General features: G+C 67.3%; 25 protein-coding genes and 1 tRNA gene. 12 read left to right on the forward strand and 14 right to left on the reverse strand.

The window, feature by feature from the left end:
• The first annotated feature begins 303 nt into the window (after positions 1-303).
• Together AC1DKQ_RS10705 and AC1DKQ_RS10710 are read left to right on the forward strand one after the other, a co-directional pair.
• Positions 304-1902 (forward strand): MFS transporter, encoded by a 1599-nt coding sequence (locus tag AC1DKQ_RS10705; protein ID WP_476918969.1) that lies wholly within the window; start codon positions 304-306, stop codon positions 1900-1902.
• Between the two features lie 201 nt (positions 1903-2103).
• Positions 2104-3156, forward strand: a complete 1053-nt coding sequence (locus AC1DKQ_RS10710) for an FUSC family protein (RefSeq protein ID WP_476918970.1) — start codon at positions 2104-2106, stop codon at positions 3154-3156.
• A 12-nt stretch (positions 3157-3168) separates the two neighbouring features.
• On the opposite strand, the gene AC1DKQ_RS10715 is transcribed toward AC1DKQ_RS10710, so the two are convergent.
• From AC1DKQ_RS10715 to AC1DKQ_RS10750, 8 genes are all read right to left on the reverse strand, one after another.
• Positions 3169-3951, reverse strand: a complete 783-nt coding sequence (locus AC1DKQ_RS10715; RefSeq protein ID WP_476918971.1) for an SDR family NAD(P)-dependent oxidoreductase — start codon at positions 3949-3951, stop codon at positions 3169-3171.
• 25 nt (positions 3952-3976) lie between these two features.
• On the reverse strand, positions 3977-4807 hold the full coding sequence (locus AC1DKQ_RS10720; RefSeq protein WP_476918972.1) for a hypothetical protein: 831 nt from the start codon (positions 4805-4807) through the stop codon (positions 3977-3979).
• Between the two features lie 126 nt (positions 4808-4933).
• Positions 4934-5278 (reverse strand): GNAT family N-acetyltransferase, encoded by a 345-nt coding sequence (locus tag AC1DKQ_RS10725; protein WP_377984537.1) that lies wholly within the window; start codon positions 5276-5278, stop codon positions 4934-4936.
• Positions 5275-6615: an acyltransferase family protein gene (locus AC1DKQ_RS10730; RefSeq protein WP_476918973.1), complete on the reverse strand. Its 1341-nt coding sequence runs from the start codon at positions 6613-6615 to the stop codon at positions 5275-5277. Before AC1DKQ_RS10730 ends, AC1DKQ_RS10725 begins: the two co-directional genes overlap by 4 nt.
• Before the next feature lie 212 nt (positions 6616-6827).
• Positions 6828-7688 (reverse strand): class II fructose-bisphosphate aldolase, encoded by an 861-nt coding sequence (locus AC1DKQ_RS10735; protein WP_476918974.1) that lies wholly within the window; start codon positions 7686-7688, stop codon positions 6828-6830.
• The gene (locus AC1DKQ_RS10740) at positions 7688-9136 is read right to left on the reverse strand and encodes a GntP family transporter (RefSeq protein ID WP_476918975.1); all 1449 of its coding nucleotides are present in this window, start codon (positions 9134-9136) and stop codon (positions 7688-7690) included. The genes AC1DKQ_RS10735 and AC1DKQ_RS10740 overlap by 1 nt, the downstream gene beginning before the upstream one ends.
• A gap of 133 nt (positions 9137-9269) precedes the next feature.
• Positions 9270-10169 (reverse strand): NAD(P)-dependent oxidoreductase, encoded by a 900-nt coding sequence (locus AC1DKQ_RS10745; protein ID WP_476918976.1) that lies wholly within the window; start codon positions 10167-10169, stop codon positions 9270-9272.
• Between the two features lie 59 nt (positions 10170-10228).
• Positions 10229-11716, reverse strand: a complete 1488-nt coding sequence (locus AC1DKQ_RS10750) for a four-carbon acid sugar kinase family protein (RefSeq protein ID WP_476918977.1) — start codon at positions 11714-11716, stop codon at positions 10229-10231.
• A gap of 192 nt (positions 11717-11908) precedes the next feature.
• Here AC1DKQ_RS10750 and AC1DKQ_RS10755 point away from each other — a divergent pair, with 192 nt between their 5' ends.
• Positions 11909-12619 carry a FadR/GntR family transcriptional regulator gene (locus AC1DKQ_RS10755; RefSeq protein WP_476884190.1) on the forward strand — a complete coding sequence of 237 codons (711 nt, stop codon included), beginning with the start codon at positions 11909-11911 and terminating at the stop codon, positions 12617-12619.
• Between the two features lie 84 nt (positions 12620-12703).
• Here AC1DKQ_RS10755 and AC1DKQ_RS10760 read toward each other — a convergent pair whose 3' ends face one another.
• Complete coding sequence (locus AC1DKQ_RS10760) at positions 12704-12961, reverse strand: metal-sensitive transcriptional regulator (protein WP_277525530.1); 258 nt, start codon at positions 12959-12961, stop codon at positions 12704-12706.
• Positions 12962-13123: 162 nt separating this feature from the next.
• Between AC1DKQ_RS10760 and AC1DKQ_RS10765 the strand changes: the two genes are divergently transcribed.
• The 5 genes from AC1DKQ_RS10765 (at position 13124) to AC1DKQ_RS10785 (ending at position 16603) form a co-directional block, all read left to right on the forward strand.
• Positions 13124-14059: an SGNH/GDSL hydrolase family protein gene (locus AC1DKQ_RS10765; protein WP_476918978.1), complete on the forward strand. Its 936-nt coding sequence runs from the start codon at positions 13124-13126 to the stop codon at positions 14057-14059.
• A gap of 52 nt (positions 14060-14111) precedes the next feature.
• Positions 14112-14321 carry a dodecin gene (locus tag AC1DKQ_RS10770; protein ID WP_090954457.1) on the forward strand — a complete coding sequence of 70 codons (210 nt, stop codon included), beginning with the start codon at positions 14112-14114 and terminating at the stop codon, positions 14319-14321.
• Between the two features lie 110 nt (positions 14322-14431).
• Positions 14432-15403, forward strand: coding sequence for an aldo/keto reductase (locus tag AC1DKQ_RS10775; protein WP_476918979.1), 972 nt, complete (start codon positions 14432-14434; stop codon positions 15401-15403).
• A 321-nt stretch (positions 15404-15724) separates the two neighbouring features.
• Complete coding sequence (locus tag AC1DKQ_RS10780) at positions 15725-15988, forward strand: GlsB/YeaQ/YmgE family stress response membrane protein (RefSeq protein WP_476884193.1); 264 nt, start codon at positions 15725-15727, stop codon at positions 15986-15988.
• Positions 15989-16159: 171 nt separating this feature from the next.
• Entirely contained in the window at positions 16160-16603 is a 444-nt protein-coding gene (locus AC1DKQ_RS10785) for a YtxH domain-containing protein (RefSeq protein WP_476918980.1), read from the forward strand.
• Positions 16604-16641: 38 nt separating this feature from the next.
• On the opposite strand, the gene AC1DKQ_RS10790 is transcribed toward AC1DKQ_RS10785, so the two are convergent.
• Positions 16642-17547 carry a class I SAM-dependent methyltransferase gene (locus AC1DKQ_RS10790; protein ID WP_476918981.1) on the reverse strand — a complete coding sequence of 302 codons (906 nt, stop codon included), beginning with the start codon at positions 17545-17547 and terminating at the stop codon, positions 16642-16644.
• Positions 17548-17801: 254 nt separating this feature from the next.
• On the opposite strand from AC1DKQ_RS10790, the gene AC1DKQ_RS10795 reads away from it, so the two are divergent.
• Positions 17802-18902 (forward strand): lactonase family protein, encoded by a 1101-nt coding sequence (locus AC1DKQ_RS10795; RefSeq protein ID WP_476918982.1) that lies wholly within the window; start codon positions 17802-17804, stop codon positions 18900-18902.
• Here AC1DKQ_RS10795 and AC1DKQ_RS10800 read toward each other — a convergent pair.
• From AC1DKQ_RS10800 to AC1DKQ_RS10810, 3 genes are all read right to left on the reverse strand, one after another.
• Complete coding sequence (locus tag AC1DKQ_RS10800; protein WP_476918983.1) at positions 18888-19154, reverse strand: hypothetical protein; 267 nt, start codon at positions 19152-19154, stop codon at positions 18888-18890. The two genes, AC1DKQ_RS10795 and AC1DKQ_RS10800, sit on opposite strands and share 15 nt — an antisense overlap.
• Before the next feature lie 63 nt (positions 19155-19217).
• On the reverse strand, positions 19218-19712 hold the full coding sequence (locus tag AC1DKQ_RS10805) for a MarR family winged helix-turn-helix transcriptional regulator (protein WP_476918984.1): 495 nt from the start codon (positions 19710-19712) through the stop codon (positions 19218-19220).
• 123 nt (positions 19713-19835) lie between these two features.
• Positions 19836-19908 (reverse strand) — tRNA-Lys (locus AC1DKQ_RS10810).
• A gap of 202 nt (positions 19909-20110) precedes the next feature.
• Between AC1DKQ_RS10810 and AC1DKQ_RS10815 the strand changes: the two genes are divergently transcribed.
• From AC1DKQ_RS10815 to AC1DKQ_RS10825, 3 genes are all read left to right on the forward strand, one after another.
• The gene (locus tag AC1DKQ_RS10815; RefSeq protein ID WP_476884198.1) at positions 20111-20764 is read left to right on the forward strand and encodes a hypothetical protein; all 654 of its coding nucleotides are present in this window, start codon (positions 20111-20113) and stop codon (positions 20762-20764) included.
• A 408-nt stretch (positions 20765-21172) separates the two neighbouring features.
• Positions 21173-21790 carry a DUF47 domain-containing protein gene (locus AC1DKQ_RS10820; RefSeq protein ID WP_476884199.1) on the forward strand — a complete coding sequence of 206 codons (618 nt, stop codon included), beginning with the start codon at positions 21173-21175 and terminating at the stop codon, positions 21788-21790.
• 4 nt (positions 21791-21794) lie between these two features.
• Positions 21795-22808 carry an inorganic phosphate transporter gene (locus AC1DKQ_RS10825; RefSeq protein WP_476919013.1) on the forward strand — a complete coding sequence of 338 codons (1014 nt, stop codon included), beginning with the start codon at positions 21795-21797 and terminating at the stop codon, positions 22806-22808.
• A 21-nt stretch (positions 22809-22829) separates the two neighbouring features.
• Here AC1DKQ_RS10825 and AC1DKQ_RS10830 read toward each other — a convergent pair whose 3' ends face one another.
• Positions 22830-23453 carry a hypothetical protein gene (locus AC1DKQ_RS10830; protein WP_476918985.1) on the reverse strand — a complete coding sequence of 208 codons (624 nt, stop codon included), beginning with the start codon at positions 23451-23453 and terminating at the stop codon, positions 22830-22832.
• Positions 23454-23476: the final 23 nt, after the last annotated feature.

The raw sequence follows: 23476 nt of genomic DNA on the forward strand, positions 1-23476 counted from the left end.
TGAGATGTCTGTAGTGGCTGTGGCGGGCCTCTCGTTTCGGCCCGATTCCCACCCAATATCCCGCGTTTGCGCGGGCCGGTGGGGAAAACTTTGGCCTCGGCGCCGCAGGGCTCGCCGGTTCCCAGTAACCGCGCGGTGAAACAGGGCAAAAGAAATTCGCCGATCGGGCCCAAATACCGCCGAAACTCGGGATGATACGGCACGAAACTCGGAAACTCCAGAGAAATCCCGTAAAATTGAAAGCCTGCCCAGAGCGGGGCAGCTACAAGTCGCAAGCAAATGATCTCCCTAGGAGCTTCCCAAATGCCCACAGACCGAAGCATGACCGACTCTTCAGCAGGCGTTATCAACGCCAGCGGAACCAACCAAGGCGCGCCCAAGGGTGTGAAGAAACCGAAGCTACGCCGCCGTCGACTCCGCGAGTCCGACGTCAACGTAGTCGACCAGCCGATGCTTAAGAAAGCACTCGGCGGCACCATCGTGGGTAACACCATGGAGTGGTACGACGTCGGCGTGTTCGGCTACCTGATCACCACCATGGGACCGGTGTTCCTGCCGGAGGCGGACAAGTCCGTCCAAACCCTGTTCCTGCTGGGAACTTTCGCCGCCACGTTCATCGCCCGCCCCCTCGGCGGAGTCGTGTTCGGCTGGCTTGGCGACAAGATCGGCCGCCAGAAGGTCCTTGCCGCGACCCTCATGATCATGGCCGCCAGCACCTTCGCCGTCGGGCTCCTGCCCGGTTACGCACAGATCGGCATCTGGGCCGCGGTCCTGCTGGTCCTGTTCAAAGTTATCCAGGGCTTCTCCACCGGTGGTGAATACGCCGGCGCCACGACCTTTGTGAGCGAGTACGCCCCTGACAAGCGCCGCGGATTCTTCGCCAGCTTCCTGGACATGGGCAGCTACCTCGGCTTCGCCCTTGGTGCAGCCCTCGTCTCGGTGCTGCAGCTGACCCTCGGCCAGGACACCATGGAGCAGTGGGGCTGGCGCATCCCGTTCCTCCTTGCCGGCCCGCTCGGCCTGATCGCCGTGTACTTCCGGAGCAAGATCGAGGAATCGCCGCAGTTCCAGGCAACCCTGGATGCCCAGGAGAACCTCGCCAAGGACGCAACGGCCTCGGACACCGCAGCCTCCAAGGGCCCGGTGGGCATCGTGAAGGCCTACTGGCGCTCCCTCATCGTCGCGATGGTCCTGGTAGCGGCAGCAAACACTGCCGGCTACGCACTGACCTCCTACATGCCGACGTACCTGACCGAGTCCAAGGGCTACGACGAGCTCCACGGCACATTGCTGACCATCCCCGTGCTGGTCATCATGAGCCTCTGCATCCCGCTGACCGGCAAGCTCTCTGACCGGATCGGCCGCCGCCCCGTGCTGTGGATCGGCGCCATCAGCACAGTGGTCCTCGCCACCCCGGCGTTCCTGCTGATCGGTATCGGCGAAATCTGGTCCACGTTGGCCGGCCTTTCACTGATTGCTTTCCCGGTGACGTTCTACGTGGCCAACCTGGCTTCGGCCCTGCCGGCCCAGTTCCCGACGGCAAGCCGCTACGGCGCCATGGGCATCGCGTACAACTTCTCGGTGGCCATCTTCGGCGGCACCACGCCGTTCATCGTTGCCGCCCTGATCACCGCCACCGGCAACGACATGATGCCGGCCTACTACCTGATGGCCACCTCGGCGATCGGCGCAGTCGCGATCTACTTCCTCAAGGAATCGGCCCAGATGCCGCTGCCCGGCTCCATGCCGAGCGTGGACACCCAGGCTGAGGCCCGCGAACTGGTCGCGACGCAGGACGAGAACCCGCTGATCGACCTTGAGCACATGGACATGCCGATGGTCGCCCAGGCCGATTCCACCGCAGGGCGCGGGGAAGCCGGGAAACTCCCGACCCCAGCCTGAGACTGCCCGGTCCGACCGGACCCGGCAGCAGTAGTCCAGGCTACGTAGCTGACAGCCCCGCCCTTTGAGGCCTGTTCCGTATGCTTACCCGTTGGGAAGCATCCGGAACAGGCCTTAGGCGTGTCCAGACGCTTTCAGTCCCAAGGAACCCTGGGGAGCCCGGGCACCCGGAAACAACTAATCCGGAGAGAGGCAGTTGTGATGTCCCTGCTGCACCACATCCGTTCGCTGCACAGCTTTGCCCCGGCCAACAAGGACCACGTGTCGGCTTGGCGGGTGGCGATCAGCGTGGCCGTTCCGTCCCTGGCGCTGTTGGCAGCCGGGCGCCCGGAGCTGATCGGCTACGCTGTTTTCGGCGCGCTGACGGGCATGTACGGCCGCACCGAGCCTCATCAGCTCCGGCTCCGGCATCAAGGCCAAGCGGCCATCCTCCTGCTCGCCGGGGTGGGAATCGGCGTCTTCCTCTCTGTCCATCACATTCATTCGTGGGCCCTGGTGGTCGTGGAGGCAGCGTTTGCCGGCGTGGCGTCGCTGTTCACGGACAGGACGGCCCTGAAACCCGCCGGGCCGTTCTTCGGGATCCTGGCCCTGGGCGCGTGCGCGTCTGTTCCCGCCGCAGTGCCGTGGCACACCGCCGTCCTTATCGCCGCGGGATCGGCCGGGTTCTCGATTGTGATCGGCTTTGGCGGCTGGTTCCGGGGCCGCACCTGGCAGCGAGGTCGGCGGCGGGACGTCGAGTCGTTGCGCGGTGCAGGTCGCAGGGCGGCGTGGCTGCATGCCGGCCGCTACGTGAGCGCCGTCGGCGCCGCCGGCACGCTGGGAGTCCTCAGTGGCAGCGGCCGCCCGCATTGGGCCATGGCCGCGGCGGCGGTGCCGCTTTCCGGCGCGGATCTGCCCAGCAGCGTATACCGCGGTGTCCACCGAATTGTCGGCACGCTTCTGGGCCTGGTGGTGGTTGCGGCCATCCTGTTCCCGTGGCCGGGGTCGCCGCTGCTGGCCTTCCCCGGCCATGGGGCCGCGGTCCTGGCGTGCCTGGTGATCGCCCTGCAGTTCAGCACCGAGCTGTTCATGGCCCGGCACTACGGCCTCGCCATGGTTTCCTTCACCCCGGTGATCCTGTTGATCGGACAACTGGCGGCGCCGGCCGATCCCGGCGTCCTCATCGCCGAACGGGCCGTCGAGACCGGGGTGGGCGCCGCCGTCGGGATCCTGGCGGTCGTGCTGATCCGGCGACGGCGTGTGGCCGTTTCCTGATGTACCCGGCGGCTACTTGGCGCGCCGCGGCGGCCCGGCAACGAGCCGCGGCGGCAGCACCCGCGAAACCGATGTCAGGACCTTGTAGCGCTTGCTGGGGATCGAGACGGCCTTGCCCTTGGCGTTGTCCGCCAGACCCTCGCTGACCACCTGCCGGGCTTCGAGCCACATCCAGCGCGGCGTCACCGTCTTGTCCATCCCCATCCGGTCGTGGAACTCGGTGTGGGTGAATCCGGGGCACACGGCGGTGACCTTCACCCCGCGGGCCGCGTAGGCCATGTTGGCCGAACGAGAAAAGCTCAGCAGCCAGGCCTTCGCTGCGGAGTACGTTCCGCGGGGCAGGAAGGCGGCCACGCTGGCGACGTTGATGATCCTGCCGGACTGGCGCGCCAGCATGCCCTGCAGGGCGGCGTGGCTCAGTTCCATGGCTGTTTCGACATGGAGTTTCAGGTGCTTCTTCTCCTCGGCAATGTCGTTGTCCTCGAAGGACCGCAGCAAGCCGATTCCCGCATTGTTGACCAGGATCTCAACCGGCCGTAAGGGATCGGTGAGGCGCGCGACGACAGCGGCAATCCCGGCGTCGTCGGTCAGGTCCGCGGCAATTGTCTCTGCCGCAGCCCCGTAGCTGTTCTCCAGCTCCGCCGCCGTGGCCGCGAGGCGGCCGGCGTCGCGGGCTACGAGCACCACGCGGTGGCCATCTTCGGCGAGCTGGCGGGCGAACTCGGCGCCGAGGCCTGCCGTCGCGCCCGTAATGAGAGCGGTGGTGCCCGGCGTGGACGCTGTTTGTGGGTTCATAGCCACAGCCTAACGGTGCAGCGGCTCAGGCCAAGGCCGTGTCCGGCGCCAGTTCCTCCCCGTCCGCCAGACCGTCGCCGTCGCCGCCCGCCTGGTCGTCCCCGTCCGCCAGACCGTCGCCGTCCGCCTGGTCGTCACCGTCCGCCAGGTGGCGGTTCTGAAGCTCTTCGGCCGCGAGCTCGTACCAGGTGTGGGCCCCGTACAAAGGGGTGCTCGTGTCGAGGTGGCGATACAGGGCGTCTGCGAGCCGGCACAACGCGGTGTCGGACAGGGCCCGGACCGTGGCCACAGGATCAAGGGTGTCCTCGAAGTACTCCGAAAGCGCCAGCCCGTCCATGCTGCCAAAGTCAGTGGCGCTGCCGGTTTCCGTGGCCAGCGGAACGTGTGCTGCCCCCAGCTCGGCGTCCAGGCCGACCCGGAGTCCGGGGCCGATTCCGGTGTCCAGCACGGTCTCGAATCCGGCGTCAGGTCTTGTCGCGAGGCCGGTGTCGAGTCCGGCGAGGACCACGGCGTCGGAACCGACGTGCAGGAGGCAGATAGGCAGCTCGGCTGGCTCGTCGAGGATCAGGCGGAGCGGCACCACCGCTCCGGAGGGCCCGGCGTCCGGGGATAGCGCCGGTCCCGGCAGGTGTCCGGCCTCCGCGAGCCGACGAAGGTCCAGCAACAGTTCCGGGTCCAGGTGGGACGTGCCGTGCAGGTCGATGACCACGTCGGCCCCCGCGGCGAGCCGGGAGGCCCGACGCACGATGTGCATGAGGGCATCCGAATCCGACGGGGTAACGCAGCCGGTAATTTCGAGCGTGACATTGGCGGGATCGACGTCCATACGAACGAACACTCGCAGCTTGTGGTTCATGGGGTTCTCCAAAAAGGGACCTGTCCAAGAGCCAACTGCATAACTCTGCTCAAACTTTACGAGGTTGTTCTCCGGCTCACAAGCGGACCCGGCGCCCGCGCCAGTCCAGCCTGCCGGGACAGGCGCTCAAGCCCCCTCAGGCACCCGTTCCGGCCAGTCCACGTACTGGTGGTATGACTCATGTTTGCGCAGGTAGCGGTACATGAACGGGCAATTCGGGATGATCCTCTTGCCGGATGCCACCACGTCATCAAGGGCGAAGTGCGCCAGCACCTTGGCGAGCCCCTGGCCCTGGAACTGCTCTGCGGTATCCGTGTGGATGAAGTCGATATGGCCGGGCCTGTCGATGAAGCGCACCTGGACGGCCAGCTTGCCGCCGACACGGAGTTCGTAGCGGTGCAGCTCGTCGTTTCTGACTGTGGAGACGTCCGGGGTGAAGGTGTCTTCCGTGGTTGCCGAGTTCTCCGTCATGGTTCGACATTGGCACTTAATGGCGGGTGTGGCAATGGCGGTTCAGATCCGCCCTGCCGGTCAGGCGGCGTTGTGAGCCGAACGGGAATCCGGCCCAGGAGCACGACGGCGAGCGCGAAGCAGGCGGCACCCCCGCCGAGGAGCCCGAGCGTGAGCCCGTTGAGCGCCGCGTCGACTGCCGGGACAAAAACGGCGACGGCGGCCAGCAGCACGGCGGCCGCCGGCCGGCTCTGGGACGGGCCGGACGCCGTCGGCCGCTCCTCCAGCCAGCCGAACAGCGCCAGCACCGGCAGCAACAGCGCAACGACGCCCAACAGCACCAGGGGCCGCCCCCACCACCAGGCCGCGCTTCCCCCGGCCGGCTGGGGAAAATTGGTCAGCAGCAGCAGCCCGGACATCGCCGCCAGCAGGGGCAGGTGCCACAGATAAACGGTCATGGACCGCCGGCCGGCCACGGCCATGGTCCGCCGTACCCCGGCCAGGGACGCCATCCGGGACAGCCGGGGCCGGAAGAGCTGGAGGGCGGCGGCCTGCGAGATGCCCAGGAGCAGCAGCGTCACGTTGGGCGGGTTGAGGTTCACCAGCATGTTCCCGGAGTACAGCCCCAGCAGGACTATCAGCCCCAGCAGCATGTTGCTGGCGACCATGATGCCAACGTGCGCCGGCCGGCCCGGCAGCAGCCGCGGGCCGTCCGCCAGGATGAATCCGAGCTGCTGCACGGCGCACCACAGGAACACCATGTTCAGGTAGGCCAGCGGCGGCAGCACTCCCCGCAGGCAATCGACCGTTACCACCAGGGAGGTGAGCCCGGCGAGGGTCAGCCACGGCGCGCGGGTGTGGAGGGCGGCCAGCCAGGGAAGGTTGAGTTGCGCGGCGAGGTACGCGGCCAGGAACCACAGCGGCATCCCGGCTCCGCTGGTGAGCAGCTCGATGACCTGCGGGTCAACCCCGGCCAGGCGGGCCGCCGACAGGGCGATGAACATGATGGCCAGCAGGACTGCGGCCGGACGGATCAGGCGCAGCAGCCGGCCCTGCATGAAATCGAAGGCGTTGCCGCCCCTGGCGCGGAGCCGCCGCCAGGACTGCAGGCCGGTGATCCCGCCGGCCACGAAGAACAGCGGCATGATCTGGAGGACCCACACCACAGGCTCAAACCAGTGCTGGTTGCCCAGGATGTTCTCGGTGGTCACCGTGCCGTCCGGGTGCAGCACGGGGCTGACCATCATCGTGTGCGAGACCACCACCAACGCCAAGCAGAAGAACCGGACAAGGTCGATCACCGGGTCGCGGTCCGGCATCGGGGCCGGGCCGCCGGCTGACCGCTGCTGTGGAACCATGGCGCCCCCTGGGAAGGCTGGCTGTAGCGTCCATTGTCGGCCTTGGGGGCCCTGGCGGCCAGAGCAGTTTGGCCCAGATCCGCGCCGATGGTCAGGAGGGTGAGCAGCCTCCAGCATGCCGGTCACGGCGGCGGGGCAACGGCGTCAAAAGGGCAAAAACGAGGGAGGCCAGGATCATGGTTCGATCCCGGCCTCCTGTTCCGCCTGCTACCTCAGCGGGAGAGCGTGGCCAGTGCGGTAGTGGCGAACGCCTTGGCAGATGCATCCCAGTCGCCCAGCAGTGCCTGGAGGTTCTCGCCGTCGGCCCGGTGGACGGTGGTCTGTTCCTCAAGGACCGCCAGGACGCCGGTGCGCAGCTCGGTGTTGAAGTTGACCTTGCCCACGTTCATGGCCGCGGCCTTGACCAGTTCCTCGGCCGGAAGGCCCGAGGCCCCGTGCAGGACCAGCGGAATCCGGGTCCGCACGGCGATGTCCTGCAGCACGTCCCAGCGCAGCCGGGGCTCCCCCTTGTACTTGCCATGGACATTGCCCACGGCCACGGCGAGCAGCTGTGCCCCGGTGCGGGACACGAAGTCCTCCACCTGAGCGGAGTCGGTGAGGCCGGCGGGTTCCTCGGCCACGTCGGTCCCGAAGGCCCGGTCCTCGTCGCCGGCGAGTCCGCCGAGTTCGGCTTCAATCACGACGTCGGCTCGCCCCTGCGCCGCCAAGGCTGCCCGGACGCCCTGGACCAGTGCGATGTTGTCCTCGTAGGGCAGCGAGGACCCGTCGACCAGCACCGAGTCGGCTCCGGCGCTGACGGCATCGGTGATCACCTGCGGGTCGGCGGCGTGATCGAGCTGCACCGCAATCGGAACGCCGGCTGCGTCGGCCAGTCCGCGGAGGGCGGTAACCAGCCGAAGCCCGTTGGGGGTGGCCGCGGTCTTCGGCGCGACCAGCAGGATGGCGCCCCGGCCGGATTCCTCGGCCGCCGCCACCATGGCGAGCGCGGTGGTGAAGTCGTAGCAGGTGAACGCCGGGACGGCCGAGCCGTGCTGCAGGGCGCCGGTGACCAGGGTGTCGAGTTGGGTACGCATCAGGCGCTCAAGCCTCCTACCAGGATCCAGGCGACGAACGTCAGGGCGAAGCCGGCCAGCCCGAGAATGGTCGTCAGCACCGTCCAGGTCCGGAGGCCGTCGGAGACGGTCAGGCCGTAGTAGCGCACGACGGTCCAGAATCCGGCGTCGGTCACGTGGGACAGGCCGAGGGCACCGAAGCCGATGGCGATCACGATCACAGCGATCTGGGCCGGCGAGTAGCCGCCGCCGGCAACGGTGGTGGTGACGATCGCGACAGTGGCAGAGCCCTGGGCGGCGCGGAGGGCAAGGGAAATGATGAAGCCAAGAACAATGACCGGCAGGCCCAGTTGGTCCAGCGTCTGGGACAGGGCTGCACCGATACCGGAGGTCCGCAGGACCTCGCCGAACACACCGCCGGCCGCGACGACCATGAGGATGGACGCGATGGGAGGCAGGGCACCTTCGAAAATCTCGCCGGTTTCCTTCAGTGACCAGTTGCGGCGCACGGCCAACAGGAAGAAGGACAGTGCCACGGCCACCAGCAGGGCGAAGAACGGGTTGCCGATGAAGGCGGCCAGGCCATACCAGCCGTTGTCTTTGGGAATGGTGAGGGTGCCCAGCGTGCCGACCAGGATCTGCACGATCGGGGCAGCGATGAGGAAGATGATCAGGGCCGGACGCGGCGGGGCAACGGCGAGGGCACCTGGGCCGTCGTGGCCGACGCGCACCAGGGACCCTGAACCGTACTCGTCCACCTGGGCCTTGACTGCGGGCAGCAGCTCGTAGTCCCTGCTGTTCATGATGCTGGCAACCCAGTAGGACAGGAAGCCGAGCGGGATGCAGATGAGCAGCGAGATGAGGGTGATCAGTCCGATGTCGGCGCCGAACACCCCGGCACCGGCCACGATGCCCGGGTGCGGCGGGACAGCCACGTGAATGGACAGCATGATCCCGGCCATGGGCAGGCCGAACTTGACCGGGTGCACCTTGGCGATCTTCGCGAACGCGTAGACGATCGGCACGAGCACGATGATGCCCACCTCGAAGAACACCGGGATGGCCACGAGGAATCCCACCGCGGTGAGGGCCACGGCCACCCGCAGGGCGCCGAGCTTGGCGGTGAAGTGCGCCGCGAGGGACTGCACACCGCCGGAGACCTCGATCATCCGGCCCAGTATGGCGCCGAGGGCGATCAGGAGTGCCACCTTGCCCATGGTGCCCCCCACCCCGTTGGCCACCACGGTGAAGACGTCCTTGAGCGGGATCTGCGCGGCCACGGCCACCAGGATGCTCACGGTCAGCAGCGCCACGAAGGCCTGGATCTTGAAGCGGATGATCATGAGCAGGAGCAGGGCTACGCCGGCGGCGGCGATGGTCAGCAGCAGCGGAGTTCCCAGCTCCACGGCGGGCTTGATGACGGGCGCGTCGGCCGCGCGCACCATCAGGGAATTGAGCAGGGGAGTCATGAAAGGGGTGTCTCCTTTGACAGGAAAGTCGTCCGACGATTCAACCGCGAGGTGAAAGTGGCGGATCAGGGGCGGGAGGGACCCGGCGACGGCGGAAGGGGGGACCGCCGTCGTTCGGGGGTGTGGTGGATGGTTAGGCGGTGCGCTTGGTGGGCGCGATGACCTTGATGACGGCGGAGTCATCCGCGGCGGCGAGGCCCTGGGCCTGGCCCAGGAGGTAGAGCTGCTCCGCGGCGGCGGCCACCGGGGCGGCGAGGCCGGCGGCGCGGGTGGCCTTGCCGACGATCCCCATGTCCTTGACGAAGATGTCCAGGCGGCTGAGGACCTCGGCGCCGTTTTCCGTGTAGGCCTCCAGGATCCGCGGGCCGCGGTTGGAAAGCATGAAGGAGCCCGCCGCGCCGGCTTCGAGGGCGGCGAGGGTCTTGGTCTGGTCCAGGCCGAGGGCGTCGGCCAGGGCCATTGCCTCGGCGGCGGCGGCGATGTGGATGCCGCAGAGCAGCTGGTTGACGGTCTTGAGGGCCTGGCCGTCGCCGGGCTTGTCGCCGACCACTGTCAGGGTGGAGGCCAGAAGTTCCAGGGCCGGGCGGGCCTTTTCCTGGGCTTCGGGCGATGCGCCCACCACGATCAGCAGGTCGCCTTCGCCGGCACGCTTGGGGCCGCCGGAAAGCGGGGCATCAACCAGCTCGACGCCGTAGGCGGCCAGGCGGTCCACGGTGGCCGGGATCGCCTCGGTGCCCACGGTGCTGCCCAGGATCACGACGGAGCCCGGCCTGAGCACGGAGGCCACGCCGTTCTCGCCGAAGAGGACATCGTTGAGCTGCTCCCCGTTGCGCACCGCCAGCAGCAGCGCGTCGGCGCCCTTCGAGGCTTCCTGGGCGGAGGCGAACGTGCGGATGCCGGCCTCTTCAGCCAGCTTCAGGCGCGGCTCGGCGATGTCGAAGCCGTGGACGGTGAGCTGGCTTGCCAGGCGCGTGGCCATGGGCAAGCCCATGGCGCCGAGGCCCAGGACGGTGATGGTGTAGTTGCTGGTCATGGTGTTCTCCATCGAATGACGTGTTGTGGCGTGCGGTGCTGGTAAGAATGCGGTGCTGGTCAGAAGGTGCTGCTGAGCTTGCGCGTGACATCGGCGAGGGACTGGTCATCTCCCACGTTGCCGGCGAAGACGATGTACGGAATGCCCTTGGCCGGGCCGTCCACCGGCTCCCACAGGCTGACAATGCCCGGCAGCATGGGCCCGCGGACAATCGCGTGCCGGATTTCCAGGCCGTGCGCGGCCACGTCCGAGGACGTAATGCCGCCCTTGGCGATCACAAAGCGGGGAGGGAAAGTCTTGAGCGTGCGGTTCACGACGGCGACGACGGCGGCCGAGACGGTGCGCGCGATCCGCAGGCTTGCGGCGGCGTCGTCGGTCTTGATCAGGAGCCGGCTGGTGTGGACGATCACGTCGCCGCCGTGCAGGGCATCGACCACCTTGTCAACGGTCTGGTCCAGGTGGCTGTCCGCGTTGTCGCCGAGCAGTTTCTCGACGTCGATTTCCACGATGCGGGCGGCGCTGTGCTGCTCGGTGAGGACCTTGAGCTGACGGGTTGTGACGCCCACGTGCGAGCCGACCACGATCAGGCCGCCGGCTCCCGAGGGGGTGTTGCCGGCGTAGGCTTCCTCGCCGCTGAGTTCGGTCCGGATTTCCTGGCCGATCCGTGCCCGGACGAACGGCGGGCCCACACGGTAGAGGAGCTTCTTGCCGCGGCGTTCCGCTTCTTCCAGGCCCAGGGACAGGGCACGCAGATCGTTTTCTGTGACGATGTCCGCGACGATCGGGTTGGAGTCCGTGGCGGTGTCGACGGCGTCGGCAATGGCCTTGGCGGAAATGTTCGGATCGGTGGAGGCCCGGATGATGTTCAGGTCCAGCACGATCACCGAGCCTGCGGCGAACCGGCCGTTCGATTTCTCCTCGACGTACTTGGCCATCTCGGAGTTGGCGAAGCCGAAGCTGGCGTCCTTGGCGAATTCGGTCTCAGCCACGGGGGTGAGCTTGCCGGCGTCGTCGCCGGTGCCGCGCATGTAGTGCACACCGCCGATCGTTACGCGGCCGGCGTCCGGGAATGCGGGGACGATCACGACGCCGTCGGTCGTCTGACCGTTGACGGCGGTGACGGTGGCGGCGATGACATCCGGTTCGAGCGGGTAGTGGCCGCGGAGGGTGGAATCGCTGCGGCTGACGAAGCTGAGCCGCAGGGCGGGGTCAGCGGATGCTGCGGCAGCGAGGGCGTTCCGGACGACTTCCTCGTTGCGGACAGCCGCCTCGGCAGGGTCAAGGCTGCGGGTGTTGGTCAGGACGTAGACCGCGCGCTGGCGCTGGCCGTTGACTTCGTAGCCGAATGCCCAGGCGAAGTCCGCCACGTCCCAGCGGGTGAGGACCGGCAGGTTCGCCACTGACTGCGTGCCGGTTGGGTCGTCGTCGAGCACTACCAGGACCCGCGGGGATGCCTCGGACGAGGCGGCCACGCTGTCTGCCACTAGCCGGGCGGGGATCTGTACTTCCGCGGGGAAAGCGGCCAGCACGTCTGCTTCGAGGGGCACTATGCACTCCATTGTGTGGGGATCATTCGGTGGAAACCTGAGGCTCCACGGGAGCCACAGAAGGGTGGTATATGTAAGATGTCAGACATCTTATATCTGGGTGCTAGTGTGGCATATGGCACAACGGCGCGCAAGTAGACTTGGCCATCAGGAGCACGCCATCAGGCATAGCATGACGCTGGACGGGGAGAATTGGCTAGGAAATCGCTGGTCGGCGTAGTGGCCGACGAACTGCTGGACCGGATCATTGCCGGCGAGTTTCCGCCCGGCGCGAGCGTCCCCGGCGAACTTGAGCTCAGCTCCCGGCACGAAGTCAGCCGAATGACCGTGCGCGAGGCCATGAAAACCCTTGAAGCCCAGCGGATTCTCAGCGTGGAGCGAGGCCGCGGCACGTTCGTGAACCCGCTCAACCGCTGGGGCTCCCTGGATGCCGTGCTGCGGGCAGCCTCGGAGGGCAAAAACGACGCGTCGGCCGCCATCCAGCTCATTGAGCTGCGCCGGATGCTGGAAACGGGCGCCTGCGAACTGGCCGCCGGGCGGATGGCGGATTCCGACATCCTGGCCCTCCGCGCGCAGGTCGATAAGATGCGGCTGGCGCACGAGAACAACGATCTGGCGGCGTTCGTCGAGGCGGACCTCGCCTTTCACGACCTCATCCTGCAGGCGTCGGATAACGTGTTCGTCGCCGTATTGTTCGAGCCCCTGCACCGCGTGCTGGAAAAGCGGCGGACGGAAACGTCCAAGGTCCCGGAGATCCAGGAGCACGCCATCGGGCACCACCAGAGCATCGCGGATGCCCTGGCCTCACGCGACCCGCACCGCGCCCGCGACGCCATGGACGCCCACATGCAGCAGACCCTCGACGACCTGAAGACCTTTGTCCTGGCCGAAGGGCCCGCCTGACGCGAAACCGCAAGGCTTGGTGCGCCTGGGCGCGCGGGCCGTGCCGGGCGCGCTTGGCCGGGCGCGCTTGGCCGGATGCGCGGCTCAGGCGAGCGAGAGGAAGAGCTTCTCGAGTTCGGCCCGGTCCACGCTGGGGTCTTCCTGCTGCATGCAGTGCTGCAGGCCCGTGGCGATGATGGAGAATCCCGCCTTGTCCAGAGCGCTCGAGACGGCAGCCAGCTGGGTCACGACGCTCTTGCAGTCACGGCCCTCCTCGATCATCCTGGTGACTGCCGCGAGCTGCCCCTGGGCGCGGCGAAGCCTATTGATGACAGGCTTCATGTCGGTGGGATCGAGTTCCATTGGTTCCTCCGGTTCGATGCGTCGGGTCATCATTATACCCCCCTGAGTATTTTGGCCCCCTTGTCGCAGACCCCGTGGGGGCGGCGGCGAAAGCGTCCACGGTGCCTCGCTAGGGGCATAAGTACCTAGCGCGGCATGGAATATCGGCGTATTGGTGGTGATGTGAACGCCGCCAGGTTCCTCGAGCCGGACGCCGGCCATACCGGCGCCAATATCCCCGCCGCGGGGCCGTGGCATTCAGGGGATCGGGGCTCCGCACGAGGGCATCCCGGCGCCCGGCGTTCCCGGCCCTGGAGCCGGTACGTCGCCTTGGGAGATTCGTTCACGGCAGGCGTCGGCGACCCGGAACCGCTGAGCCCCGGCGGCATGCGGGGGTGGGCGGACCGCATTGCCGAGGAACTCGGTGAGGGCCGCGGCGAGTTCGGGTACGCCAACCTCGCCATCAGCGGCCTGGTTCTGCGCGAAATCCTCGACCAGCAACTCGGACCGGCCCTGAGCCTGAAGCCGGATCTCGTCACCCTCTCGGCCGGCGGGAACGATCTCGTTTTCCATCGCGGCGATCCGGACCGGATGGCGGCCGCCCTCGACGAGGCTGTGGCAGTACTCTCGGCCACCGGGGCCACGGTGGTCCTGTTCACCGGGCCGGACTGGGGCGAGACCGCCGTGTTCGGGCACATCCGGGGGAAGGTCGCGGTATTCAACGAGCACCTCCGTGTCATCGCCGCCCGGCACGATGTCCTTATCGCTGACCTGTGGGCACTGCGGCAACTGAGCGATCCGCGGATGTGGGATCCGGACCGCCTGCACTTTTCGCCGCTGGGACACCACACCATTGCAGCCATGGTCCTGGACACGCTCAACGTGCCACACCGCCTGCGGCCGCTGGAGCCCAAGCCCATGCCGCCGGGCAACTGGCGGGAGGCCCGCGCCGGTGACCTGGCCTGGGTGGCGCACTACATGCTGCCCTGGATGGTGAGCCGGATCAGGCCGCGGGCAGACCCTCTGCCCCGGCAGGCCAAACGCCCGCTGCCCGGACCCCCTCCCGGGGTCCCCGGCTCCGGACCCAAACCCCTAGTCCGGCCGGGTTCAGTCGGCTAGTCTGCAGGAACGGCCCGCAGCCGGGCATCGATGGCGATCACGAGGAGCGAAGTTGTCTAATCACACTTACAGCATTTCTGAAATTGTCGGAACCTCGAACGAGGGCGTCGATGCAGCCGTCCGGAACGGCGTCGCCGAGGCCGCCAAGACCCTCCGGAACCTAGATTGGTTCGAAGTCAAGGAGATCCGCGGCCACCTTGAAAACGGGCAGGTAGCCGACTGGCAGGTCACCATCAAGCTCGGGTTCCGCCTGGAGCGCTGACGCCAGCCTCCGGAGCGACGGCGGCACGCAGTTGGAGCAACGGCGCCCGCCTTCGGAGGAAACCCGCAATGCGTCAGGGCGGAGGAGGTCAGGACGGAGAGGAACGCGTTATGCGCTACACGCACCTTGGCCGCTCCGGTCTGACAGTCTCGCGTCTGTGCCTGGGGACCATGAACTTTGGCCCGCAGACCGAGGAGAGGCAGGCCTTCACCATCCTGGACGCGGCGCAGGCCGCCGGCATCAATTTCGTCGATACCGCCAACGTGTACGGCGGCTCGAGCCACCGCGGCTGGACCGAGGAAATACTCGGCCGCTGGTTTGCCCAAGGAGGCGAGCGCCGTGAGCGCACGGTGCTCGCCACCAAACTGTTCGGCACCATGACGGACCGGCCCAACGAGGCCAAGCTCTCGGCCTTGCATATCCGCCGGGCGCTCGATGCCAGCCTGAAGCGGCTGCAGACGGACTACATCGATCTCTACCAGTTCCATCATGTGGACCGGAACACTCCCTGGGAGGAGATCTGGCAGGCCATCGAGGTCGCCGTCAGGCAAGGCAAGATCCTGTACTCCGGCAGCAGTAACTTCGCCGGGTGGCACATCGCCCGGGCCCAGGAAATCGCCGCCCGCCGCAACTACAACGGGCTGGTCAGCGAACAGTCGATCTACAACCTGCTGACCCGGGACGCGGAACGGGAAGTCATCCCTGCCGCCCAGCAGTACGGCCTGGGGATCCTGCCATGGTCGCCGCTGCACGGCGGCCTGCTGGGCGGCGTGTTGAAGAAGGACGGCGACGGCGTCCGGCGCGTCGCCGGTCGCGCCCTCGAGGCGCTCAAATCGCACCAGAAACAGATCAGGCGGTACGAGGACTTCGCCGCCGAGCTGGGTCAGGAACCGGGGGACGTGGCGCTCGCGTGGCTGCTCCACCAGCCGGCAGTCACCGCTCCGATCATCGGCCCGCGGACCCCCGAGCAGCTCGAGGGCTCCATCAGGGCGCACAAGTTGAAGCTCGACGCCGACGCGCTCAAGCGCCTGGACGAGATCTTCCCGGGCCATCGCACGGCACCGGAAGACTACGCGTGGTAGGCCCCGGCCGGCGTCGGGGCCGCCAAACGCACAATGAAAACACGAACATTTGAACCGTGAATATTTGAGCCGTGACCATTCGAACCGGTGAATTTTCGAACGGTGAACAGCTGAACGAATGACAACGAAACAACGCCTGTACGCGGCGTGAACTCCCGTGAATCGCCCGGCCACATTGTTGCTGTTTTGGCACCCCGTCTGACAAACCCACAGGTAGCCGGGTGGCTCTTTGATACTAAGCATGATTAGTATTGAGGCAGAAGGATGAAGCGCACCCGGCGATCCGGGTGCCTCCTCAATGAAAGAAGAAGGAACGAAAAAATGGGTTTTCTCGCATTTCTGATTCTGGGCCTCATCGCCGGAGCAATCGCTAAGGCCATCCTCCCGGGACGTCAGGGCGGTGGCATCATCATCACTCTGATCCTCGGCGTCGTCGGCGCCCTCCTCGGTGGATTCATCGGCAGCGCACTGTTCGGCGTGGGAATCAACGAGTTCTTCTCGCTGTCCACTTGGCTGCTGGCCATCGGCGGTGCGATCATCGTCCTGCTCGTTTACGGCATGATCAGCAAGCGCTCAGTTCGCTAACACGGCGACTGGCCGGAAACCGGTCCCGGGATATTCCCGGGGCCGGTTTTTTGCATTACTTTGACAGGCAAGGGTGGCCTGCGGGCCCCAAGAGACAGCCCCGCCATCCACAGTTTAGGGACTGTTCAGAAACGTCTACTTTTCACCAACGTCAGGGAGCAGGAGCACAGCATGAAAGGCAAACTTCTTTTCGGCATCGGAGTGGCAGCAGGATATGTCCTGGGATCAAGGTCCGGCCGCGCCGCCTATGACAAGCTCAAAGCCCGCAGCGAAGAACTGTGGCGCAGCAAGCCGGTCCAGGACAAGGTGGCCGCGGCAGCCGAAACAATCAAGGACAAGGCCCCTGAGGTCTCCGAGCAGCTCGGCGAGGCCGCCCGCCGCGCGGGTACTGTCATCAGCTCCGCCGTTCACCGCGATGCCGGACACGGGAGCACCACCGCCACGCCCGCAACAGCCACACACGGAACAGCCACGCCTGGAACACCCCTGTCCGCGGCCGGCGATGTCGACTCCGACCCTGCCCTCACCGACCAGGACGGCCAGGACTGGTCCGACGAGGGCGGCGCCACCCCAGCCGGTCCCGCTACCAACGTGGACGGGGACAAACTGCCCTAGGCGGTATCCGCAGTGACCGCCGGAGCCGCCCACGGCAGCTACTGTCCGCCGGCAGGCGCCAGCGCGCCGGCCACCACCGTAGCCCCCAGCTCCTCCGAGCGCAGCACGCGGGCCGCCAGCCCGTGCCTGCGAAAAATTCCGGCCGTCTGGGCGGCCTGCCCGCGGCTGGTCTCTATCAGCACGTGGCCGCCGGGCATCAGCCACTCCCGAGCGCCGGCGGCGACCCGGCGCTGCACTTCCAGTCCGTCAACGCCGCCGTCGAGGCAGGCCCGCGGCTCATGCACACGCGCCTCCTGCGGCATGGTTTCGATGTCCGAGGAGGGCACGTAGGGGGCGTTGACGGCCAACAAACGGACGCGGCCCCGGAGCCCCGGCGGTAGCGGAGCATAGAGATCGCCTTCGTGGACCTCCCCGCCCAGTGGCAGGACGTTGGTGCGCGCGCACGCCACGGCCGTGGGATCGATATCCGCGCAGTGCAGTTCGATGGCGCAGTGCAGTTCGATAGCGCGCTGCAGTTCGGCAGCGCAGTGGAGTTCGGCAGCGCAGTGGAGTTGGGCGGGGCCGGCGAGCGCGGCCAGCGCCGCGCCGACAGCCCCGGACCCGCAGCAGAGATCGACGACGACGGGTGCCGGGCGGCCAGCACCCGGCACCATGCGCCACGCGTCCAGCAGCGCAGCGGCCTGCCGGACGAGGAATTCCGTCCGCCGCCGCGGCACAAATACCCCGCTGGCGACGGCGATGCGGAGTCCGCAGAATTCCGCCCAGCCGAGAATGTGTTCAAGGGGAAGGCCGGCAACCCTCCGGGCGGCCATCGCCTCGAGTGCGTCCGGCGCCGGGGCTGCGTCGATCATGAGGCGGGCTTCGTCTTCGGCAAACACGCAGCCGGCGGCACGGAGCCTGGCCGTGAGGGTCTCGTGCGTGGAAAGATGGCGGATTACTCCCATGGGAGCGCCTTTCGGTCTGGTGTCAGACGCCCTCACCGTGAGCTGGCCGCAGCCGGCACTGCTGTGAGGGCACCCCTTCTGGACTTGCGGGAACGGGACCCACCTCCTTTTGCTGCAGCTGCGCGGACTCCCCCATGCTACCGAAGGCGTGGGGTCCCCACCCACGGGCACGTTCCGGCGGTTCGCGACTGTTTTTTCGACGGTTGTTTGCTGAGGTGCCGCGCCGCAGCAGGGCCGGCTGGCAGGATGTCAGCATGGACTCCATCCCTGCAAACGACCTCATCTGGACCGGCTCCTATACGGCAGACTCTGGTGGCAGCGGCGCGGGGATCGGCGCGGTTGCCGCGGCGGCCGACGGCACCCTGCACTGGCTCGGAGTAGCGGCCGCGGCCGACTCACCGTCCTTTCTGGCGGTCCACCCCACACTGCCCGTGGTCTACGCCGTGGCAGAGTACGCCGGGACTGTCCGGGCCTACCGCCGGGCCGGCACGTTTGGCCTGGAGCCCGCGGGCCCCGCATGGCCGGCTGGGGACGCGGCCTGCCATGTCGCCGTCGAGCCTTCCGGCCGCTTCCTCGTGGTCTGCTGCTGGGGCGACGGCCAGGTGCTGTTCTATGAGCTCGACGCCGACGGCGGCATCATGGACCGGACCGCCGCCGCCGAATCCCGCGACCCCTACGGTGACGTTCCCGACGGCGGCGCCGCCGAACAACAAGAGCGGCCCAGCCGCGCGCATGCCGCGCTCATGCTGGCCGACGGCCGGGTGATGACCACCGATTTCGGCCACGATCTCCTGCGGATTTGGAATGTCCGCTCCGGACCGGGGCGGGCTTCGGGGCCGGTTCTGGATCATGAGGTGGTCCTGCCGCGGGGCAGCGGCCCCAGGCACCTGGTCCAGCACCCGGGCGGCAACGTCTTTGTGGTGACCGAGTATTCAATTGAGGTGGCCGTGGCCGTGCTGTCGCCGGGCGCCGGGGACTTCCGGCTCGGTTTCGTCGGGCCGGCCACCGCCGGTGGGGCGCTGGCTGGAGACTCGGCAGCCGAGATCGCGTTGGCAGCCGGCGGCAGGCACGCCTACGTGGGCGTCCGCGGCTCGAACCGGGTCAGCGTGCTGGAGGTCGAGGCCGGAGGCGCGGCGCTGCACCCGGTGGCCGATGTCCCCAGCGGCGGCAACTGGCCCCGGCACCACCTGGTCCGCGACGGGTCGTTGCACGTCGCCCACGAACGCTCCGGCGACGTCGTCACGTTTGTCCTGGACGCCGAATCAGGGCTGCCGGGAGTCCCCGCGGACCGGCTGCACGTGGCCTCGCCCACCGCGCTCGTGCCGGCCCGGCCCCGGCTCTCAGCGCGAGACTGAGGGGCTGACGCCCGCGTGGCCCCGTTCAAGACCGTCCCGCTGGAAAGCGCCGTCCAGCTGGAAGCCGCAGTCGCAGCGCCAGACGGCTGGCAGGGTCAAGGATGGGTCGGCGGGCCCGAACGAGTACGAGGACATGGCGTCCGGCTCCGGCGAGCGCCACTCCATGGGGGCACCGCAGTGCAGCGGGGCCCAGGGAGAGGGAACCGACAGAACCGTCCCCAAGTGCCCGGTCTGGGTTGCGGATTCAGCCACGGCCCCTACTCTCGTTGAGATCAAAAACCAAGTAGTAAGCATACATATAAGTAGTTGAACGAGCTAGTTGCGCTGCTCGTCGCCAAGGGCCGCGCTCATCCGGCGCAGAAACGTAATGACCGCCCGGGCGTCCTCAGTGCTCATGGACTCGGCCACCTCCATCATCCGCTGGTGCATGTGGCCGAGCGTGGCGCGGACCTCGGAATCCGTCGCCACCGTCGGGACGATCACGAGCGAGCGCCGGTCGGTCGGGTGCGGCTCGCGTCGGACGTGCCCGCTGGCCACCAGCCGGTCGATCAGGGACGTGGTGGAGGCAGTGGTGATGCCCAGGACCCTGCTGAGATCCTTCGGCCCCGCCTGCTGGCCGGTCACAGCGGCCCGCAGCAGGTAGCGCAGGGCCAGCAGGTCCGTCTCACCCATCCCCATCGAATCGCGGGTGGACCGTCTGGTCGCCACCTCCGCGGTCCGGTAGTCGCGGAGGGCCTGCAGGAGGGCCGCAGGGGTGTCCAGGCTGCCATCCGGGCCATACCAATATCCGGAGGCGCCGTGGGAGTCCATCCGCCAAGCGTAGCCGAACTGCTAACTAGCCAGCCGTACAATCCGGCCGCCCGCGGCGGGCACAAAAAACCCCGGCCTCCTGTTGCCAGGAAACCGGGGAATTTCCACTCTTCTCTAAAAGAGTGGGCCCTGTGGGGATCGAACCCACGACCCACGGATTAAAAGTCCGATGCTCTACCAACTGAGCTAAAGGCCCCAGCCGATAGCTCCGCACCAGCGGACAAATCCACTGCTGCGGTGCGTTTCAGCCCAGTCCATTTCTGGACGTTAACACTGTACCCCAGACCTGGACCGGCTTTTTCACATTCCCCGGGACCGGCGTCGTCGGTCACCGGCGTCACCGGCAGCAGCGCCGGCCGATCCTCGATTCCCTTGCGGCACTGGAGTAGCCTGGGGGCATGAGCGAGCAAGCAGGATCAAGCGCCACCGGCCCGCGGCACCACAAGCCCAAGCCCTTCGCGCCGATCGACTTTGAGCCCTTCGCCGGCGGGGCCGATCCCGCCCGCGTCTCGGAAGCGGCCCATCTGGCCGCGCAGGCGCTGGTGCGCCGCGGCCGCGACAGCGACGACCCCAAAGTCACCAAACGGCTCGTGAAACTGGCCGATGAGCAGGGACTGGAAGCCATTGCCGAAATGTGGGCCGAAAGCCCCGCCCGGTCCCTCCCCGGCGCCCTGTGGCGCCTGTACGCGCTGCGGGCCGCCACCATTCAGGATCCCGAGCGGATCTCCGTCTACTTCAAGGCGGGCAAGGACACGGCCCAGGTTTCGCATGTCGTGGCCGGCGCCGCCGAACCGCCCGGCGCGGATGAGATGAAGTCCATGGCGGATGCCATTCTCTCCGGGGCGTTCGACGGCGAATTCGACGTCGCACTGGAACGTTCTGCCGCATTCTGCCGCGTGGTGGCCCTCGGCCAGGCGACGCTTGCCGACAATGCCGAGTACAGCAACGAAAACCACGCCAGCAAGCTCACCCGCAACTCGCATCTTCTGGTCAAGACTGCGGAGGACCTCGAGCACGCTGCCAATGCGTGGCGGCTGGGCGAGCTGGACTAAATGGCTGGCCGACCGGGGGCCGGTGACGCCCGAATGAGGGGGAGAAACCACCTCCGACACGCACGGCAGGGGCAGGCTGTCAATGTTGACTTGCAGGAACCTACGTAGAAAACTGAAAGCGGTGCCGAACCGCGAAACCCCCGGGCTTCAACATTTAGCCGCCTAGAGCGGCCTACCGCCGAGAGGCGTATCCGGTTCGGCACCATTTTCATGTCCTTTGTGCCTCCGGCTTTAGCTGCCCTTTTTAGCTGCCTCTGCAGCTTGGCCGCTGACTGCGCCGTCACACGCCGCGTCCGGCCGGTCCGGGCCGGAGGCTGACGGTAAAGTAATGCGTATGCGCAGGTCGTCGTCAAGTAACACGGCCGGCCGACTCCACCCGCGAGCCCCTCTTCGGAAGACCGGTACCACGTGAAGCTGCGCCTGTTCCCTCAGGAGTCCGCCGGACTGAACCTGCTCTCCCAAATGGCGCGCCAGATCGTGCTGGCGACCGGGACCCTCTCGGAGATCCTCGGTGCCCCGGCCAGCGAGCATGCCCGGCTCGTGGAAGACATGCACAACCATGAGGCCAAATCGGCGGAGCTGCACTTTGCCCTCCTGACCCATATGCGGACCAGCTTCGTAAACCCGCTGCCCCGCGAGGACATGTACACGCTGTCCCGTTTCCTCAACGAAGCCATGGAGAAGCTCGACGCCGCCGCCGAGCTCGTGTCCCTCTACAAGCTCGAGCGGCTGTCCAAACGCGCCGCGGACCAGCTGGAAATCATCAGCCGCCAGGCCGAACTCACGGTCGATGCCATGCGGAAGCTGAACAATCTGGACGACCTTGAGGACTACTGGATCGAGATCCTGCGGCTGGCCAAACGCGCCGAACGCACGCACCGGGTCTGGGTGGCGGACATGCTCCACGAGATGAAGGCGATGCAATACGCGCGTAACCGTGACGTCGCGAACCAGCTCGTGGAAGTCACGAAGGACATGCGCCGGATCGCCACGCAGGTGGGCAGCATTATCGTCAAGGAATCCTGACGTGATGATGTTCTTCCTGGCCCTGGTGCTGCTCTGCGCCGGGGCCTACGCCTTTCTCAACGGCTTCAGGGACGCGTCCGCGTCGGTGGCACTGGCCGTCAGGACGCGGGCGTTGACCCCAACGGTGGCGGTGCTGCTGGCAAGCCTTTTCAACTTCATCGGCGCCGGGCTCAGCGCCGCACTGACGCTGGCCGTGAGCCAGGCCTGGCTGTCGCTGCCGCCGGGCACGAACGGCCTGACGATCCTGCTGGCCGGGCTGCTCAGCGCCATCCTCTGGGGCGTGTACATGTGGTGGCGCGGCATCCCGGCCTCCTCCACACATGCCCTGGTCGGTGGGCTCGCCGGGGCGGGGGTCGCGAGCGTCGCCGTCGGCGGTAACCCCGTCACGGGCGTTGACGCCTCGCTCCTGTCCCAGGTGGTGCTACCGCTGTTGGTCTCACCGGTGATCGCCTATGTCGGGTCTTACCTGCTGGTCTGGCCTGCCAGCTGGGCCGCCCGCTATACGCCGCCCAACGTCGTCAACACCCGCTCCCGCAGGGCCCAGGCCATTGCTGCCGGTGCTGTCGCCTTCGGTCACGGGCTACAGGACGGCCAGCGCACCAGCGCGGTGGTGATCCTGGCGCTGCTGGCCGCCGGGCTCTCCGACGGCGGCTCCGTGCCGATGTGGGTGGCCCTGCTGACGGCCCTCTTGTTGTCGGCGGGGACCCTGGCCGGCGGCTGGCGGATTTCCTACACCATCGGCTACCGGCTGACCCGAATCGACCCCCTGCGCGGATTCGTCGCGCAGATGTACACGGCGGTGATGCTGCTCGTGGGCGCGATCGGGCTGCACTGGCCCGTCTCCACCACCCACACGGTGACCGCGGCAACCCTCGGCGCCGGCGCCCACCAGTCTTTCCCGGACACTAATCGCCTGCTGGTGATCCGCATCCTGGCGTTCTGGGTCCTGACCCCAGTTGTCACCGCGGCCGCCGCGTTCGTCCTTCAGCTGGCGCTCTCGCCGGTGGCCGGGCTGTAGGACCGGTTCCTGTAGAGCCGCTCAGCCACCAATCGCGTCGCCTATCCGGGATGTTTCCCTGAATACGACTACATCCCCGTAGTGGTGGGCTATTTCGATTACGGCCGGATTGTCCCTTATCGGGATATCCGGTCGTCCAAGGACTCCAACTACTACTGCGTCCAAGGCTGTGTTTAGGCCTACCGACTGGATGGCCTCCTGGCCCTTCCCCATGTACTTCTTTACGAGGATGTCCTTTACCGAATCGAGTTCGGACCAGGACCACTGGGCCTCCACCAGGACGATCTGCCTGTGGCCCGGATCCAGCTTCTTCGCCAGCTCTTCGAGCTCTTTGGCGGCGGCGTCGGAAGGCCTGGCAACCCCCACGAACAGCTTGGAGGAGTCCACAGAGAAGTAGGCCCCTGAAAAGGTGTCCGGGTGCGCGGTGACGTAAAGGTTGACCTTGTCCGCCATACCGCTCAGCTCGCCACTGGCCGATCCGGTGTAGGCAGGATCGGTGACGATGCGGACCGGCTTCTGCGCCGGGGCCGTTTCGGTCGGAGTTTGCAGTCCCGGTTGGGCGTCGGCTCCTGGAATACCGCACGCAGCCAGACTTAAAGCCACGCCCAGAACAGCCGCCAGCGAGGGCTTGGAGAGATCTTTCACCTGCGCGCCCTTCAACGAATCCC

It is taken from the genome of Arthrobacter sp. 05L421 (assembly GCF_056397785.1).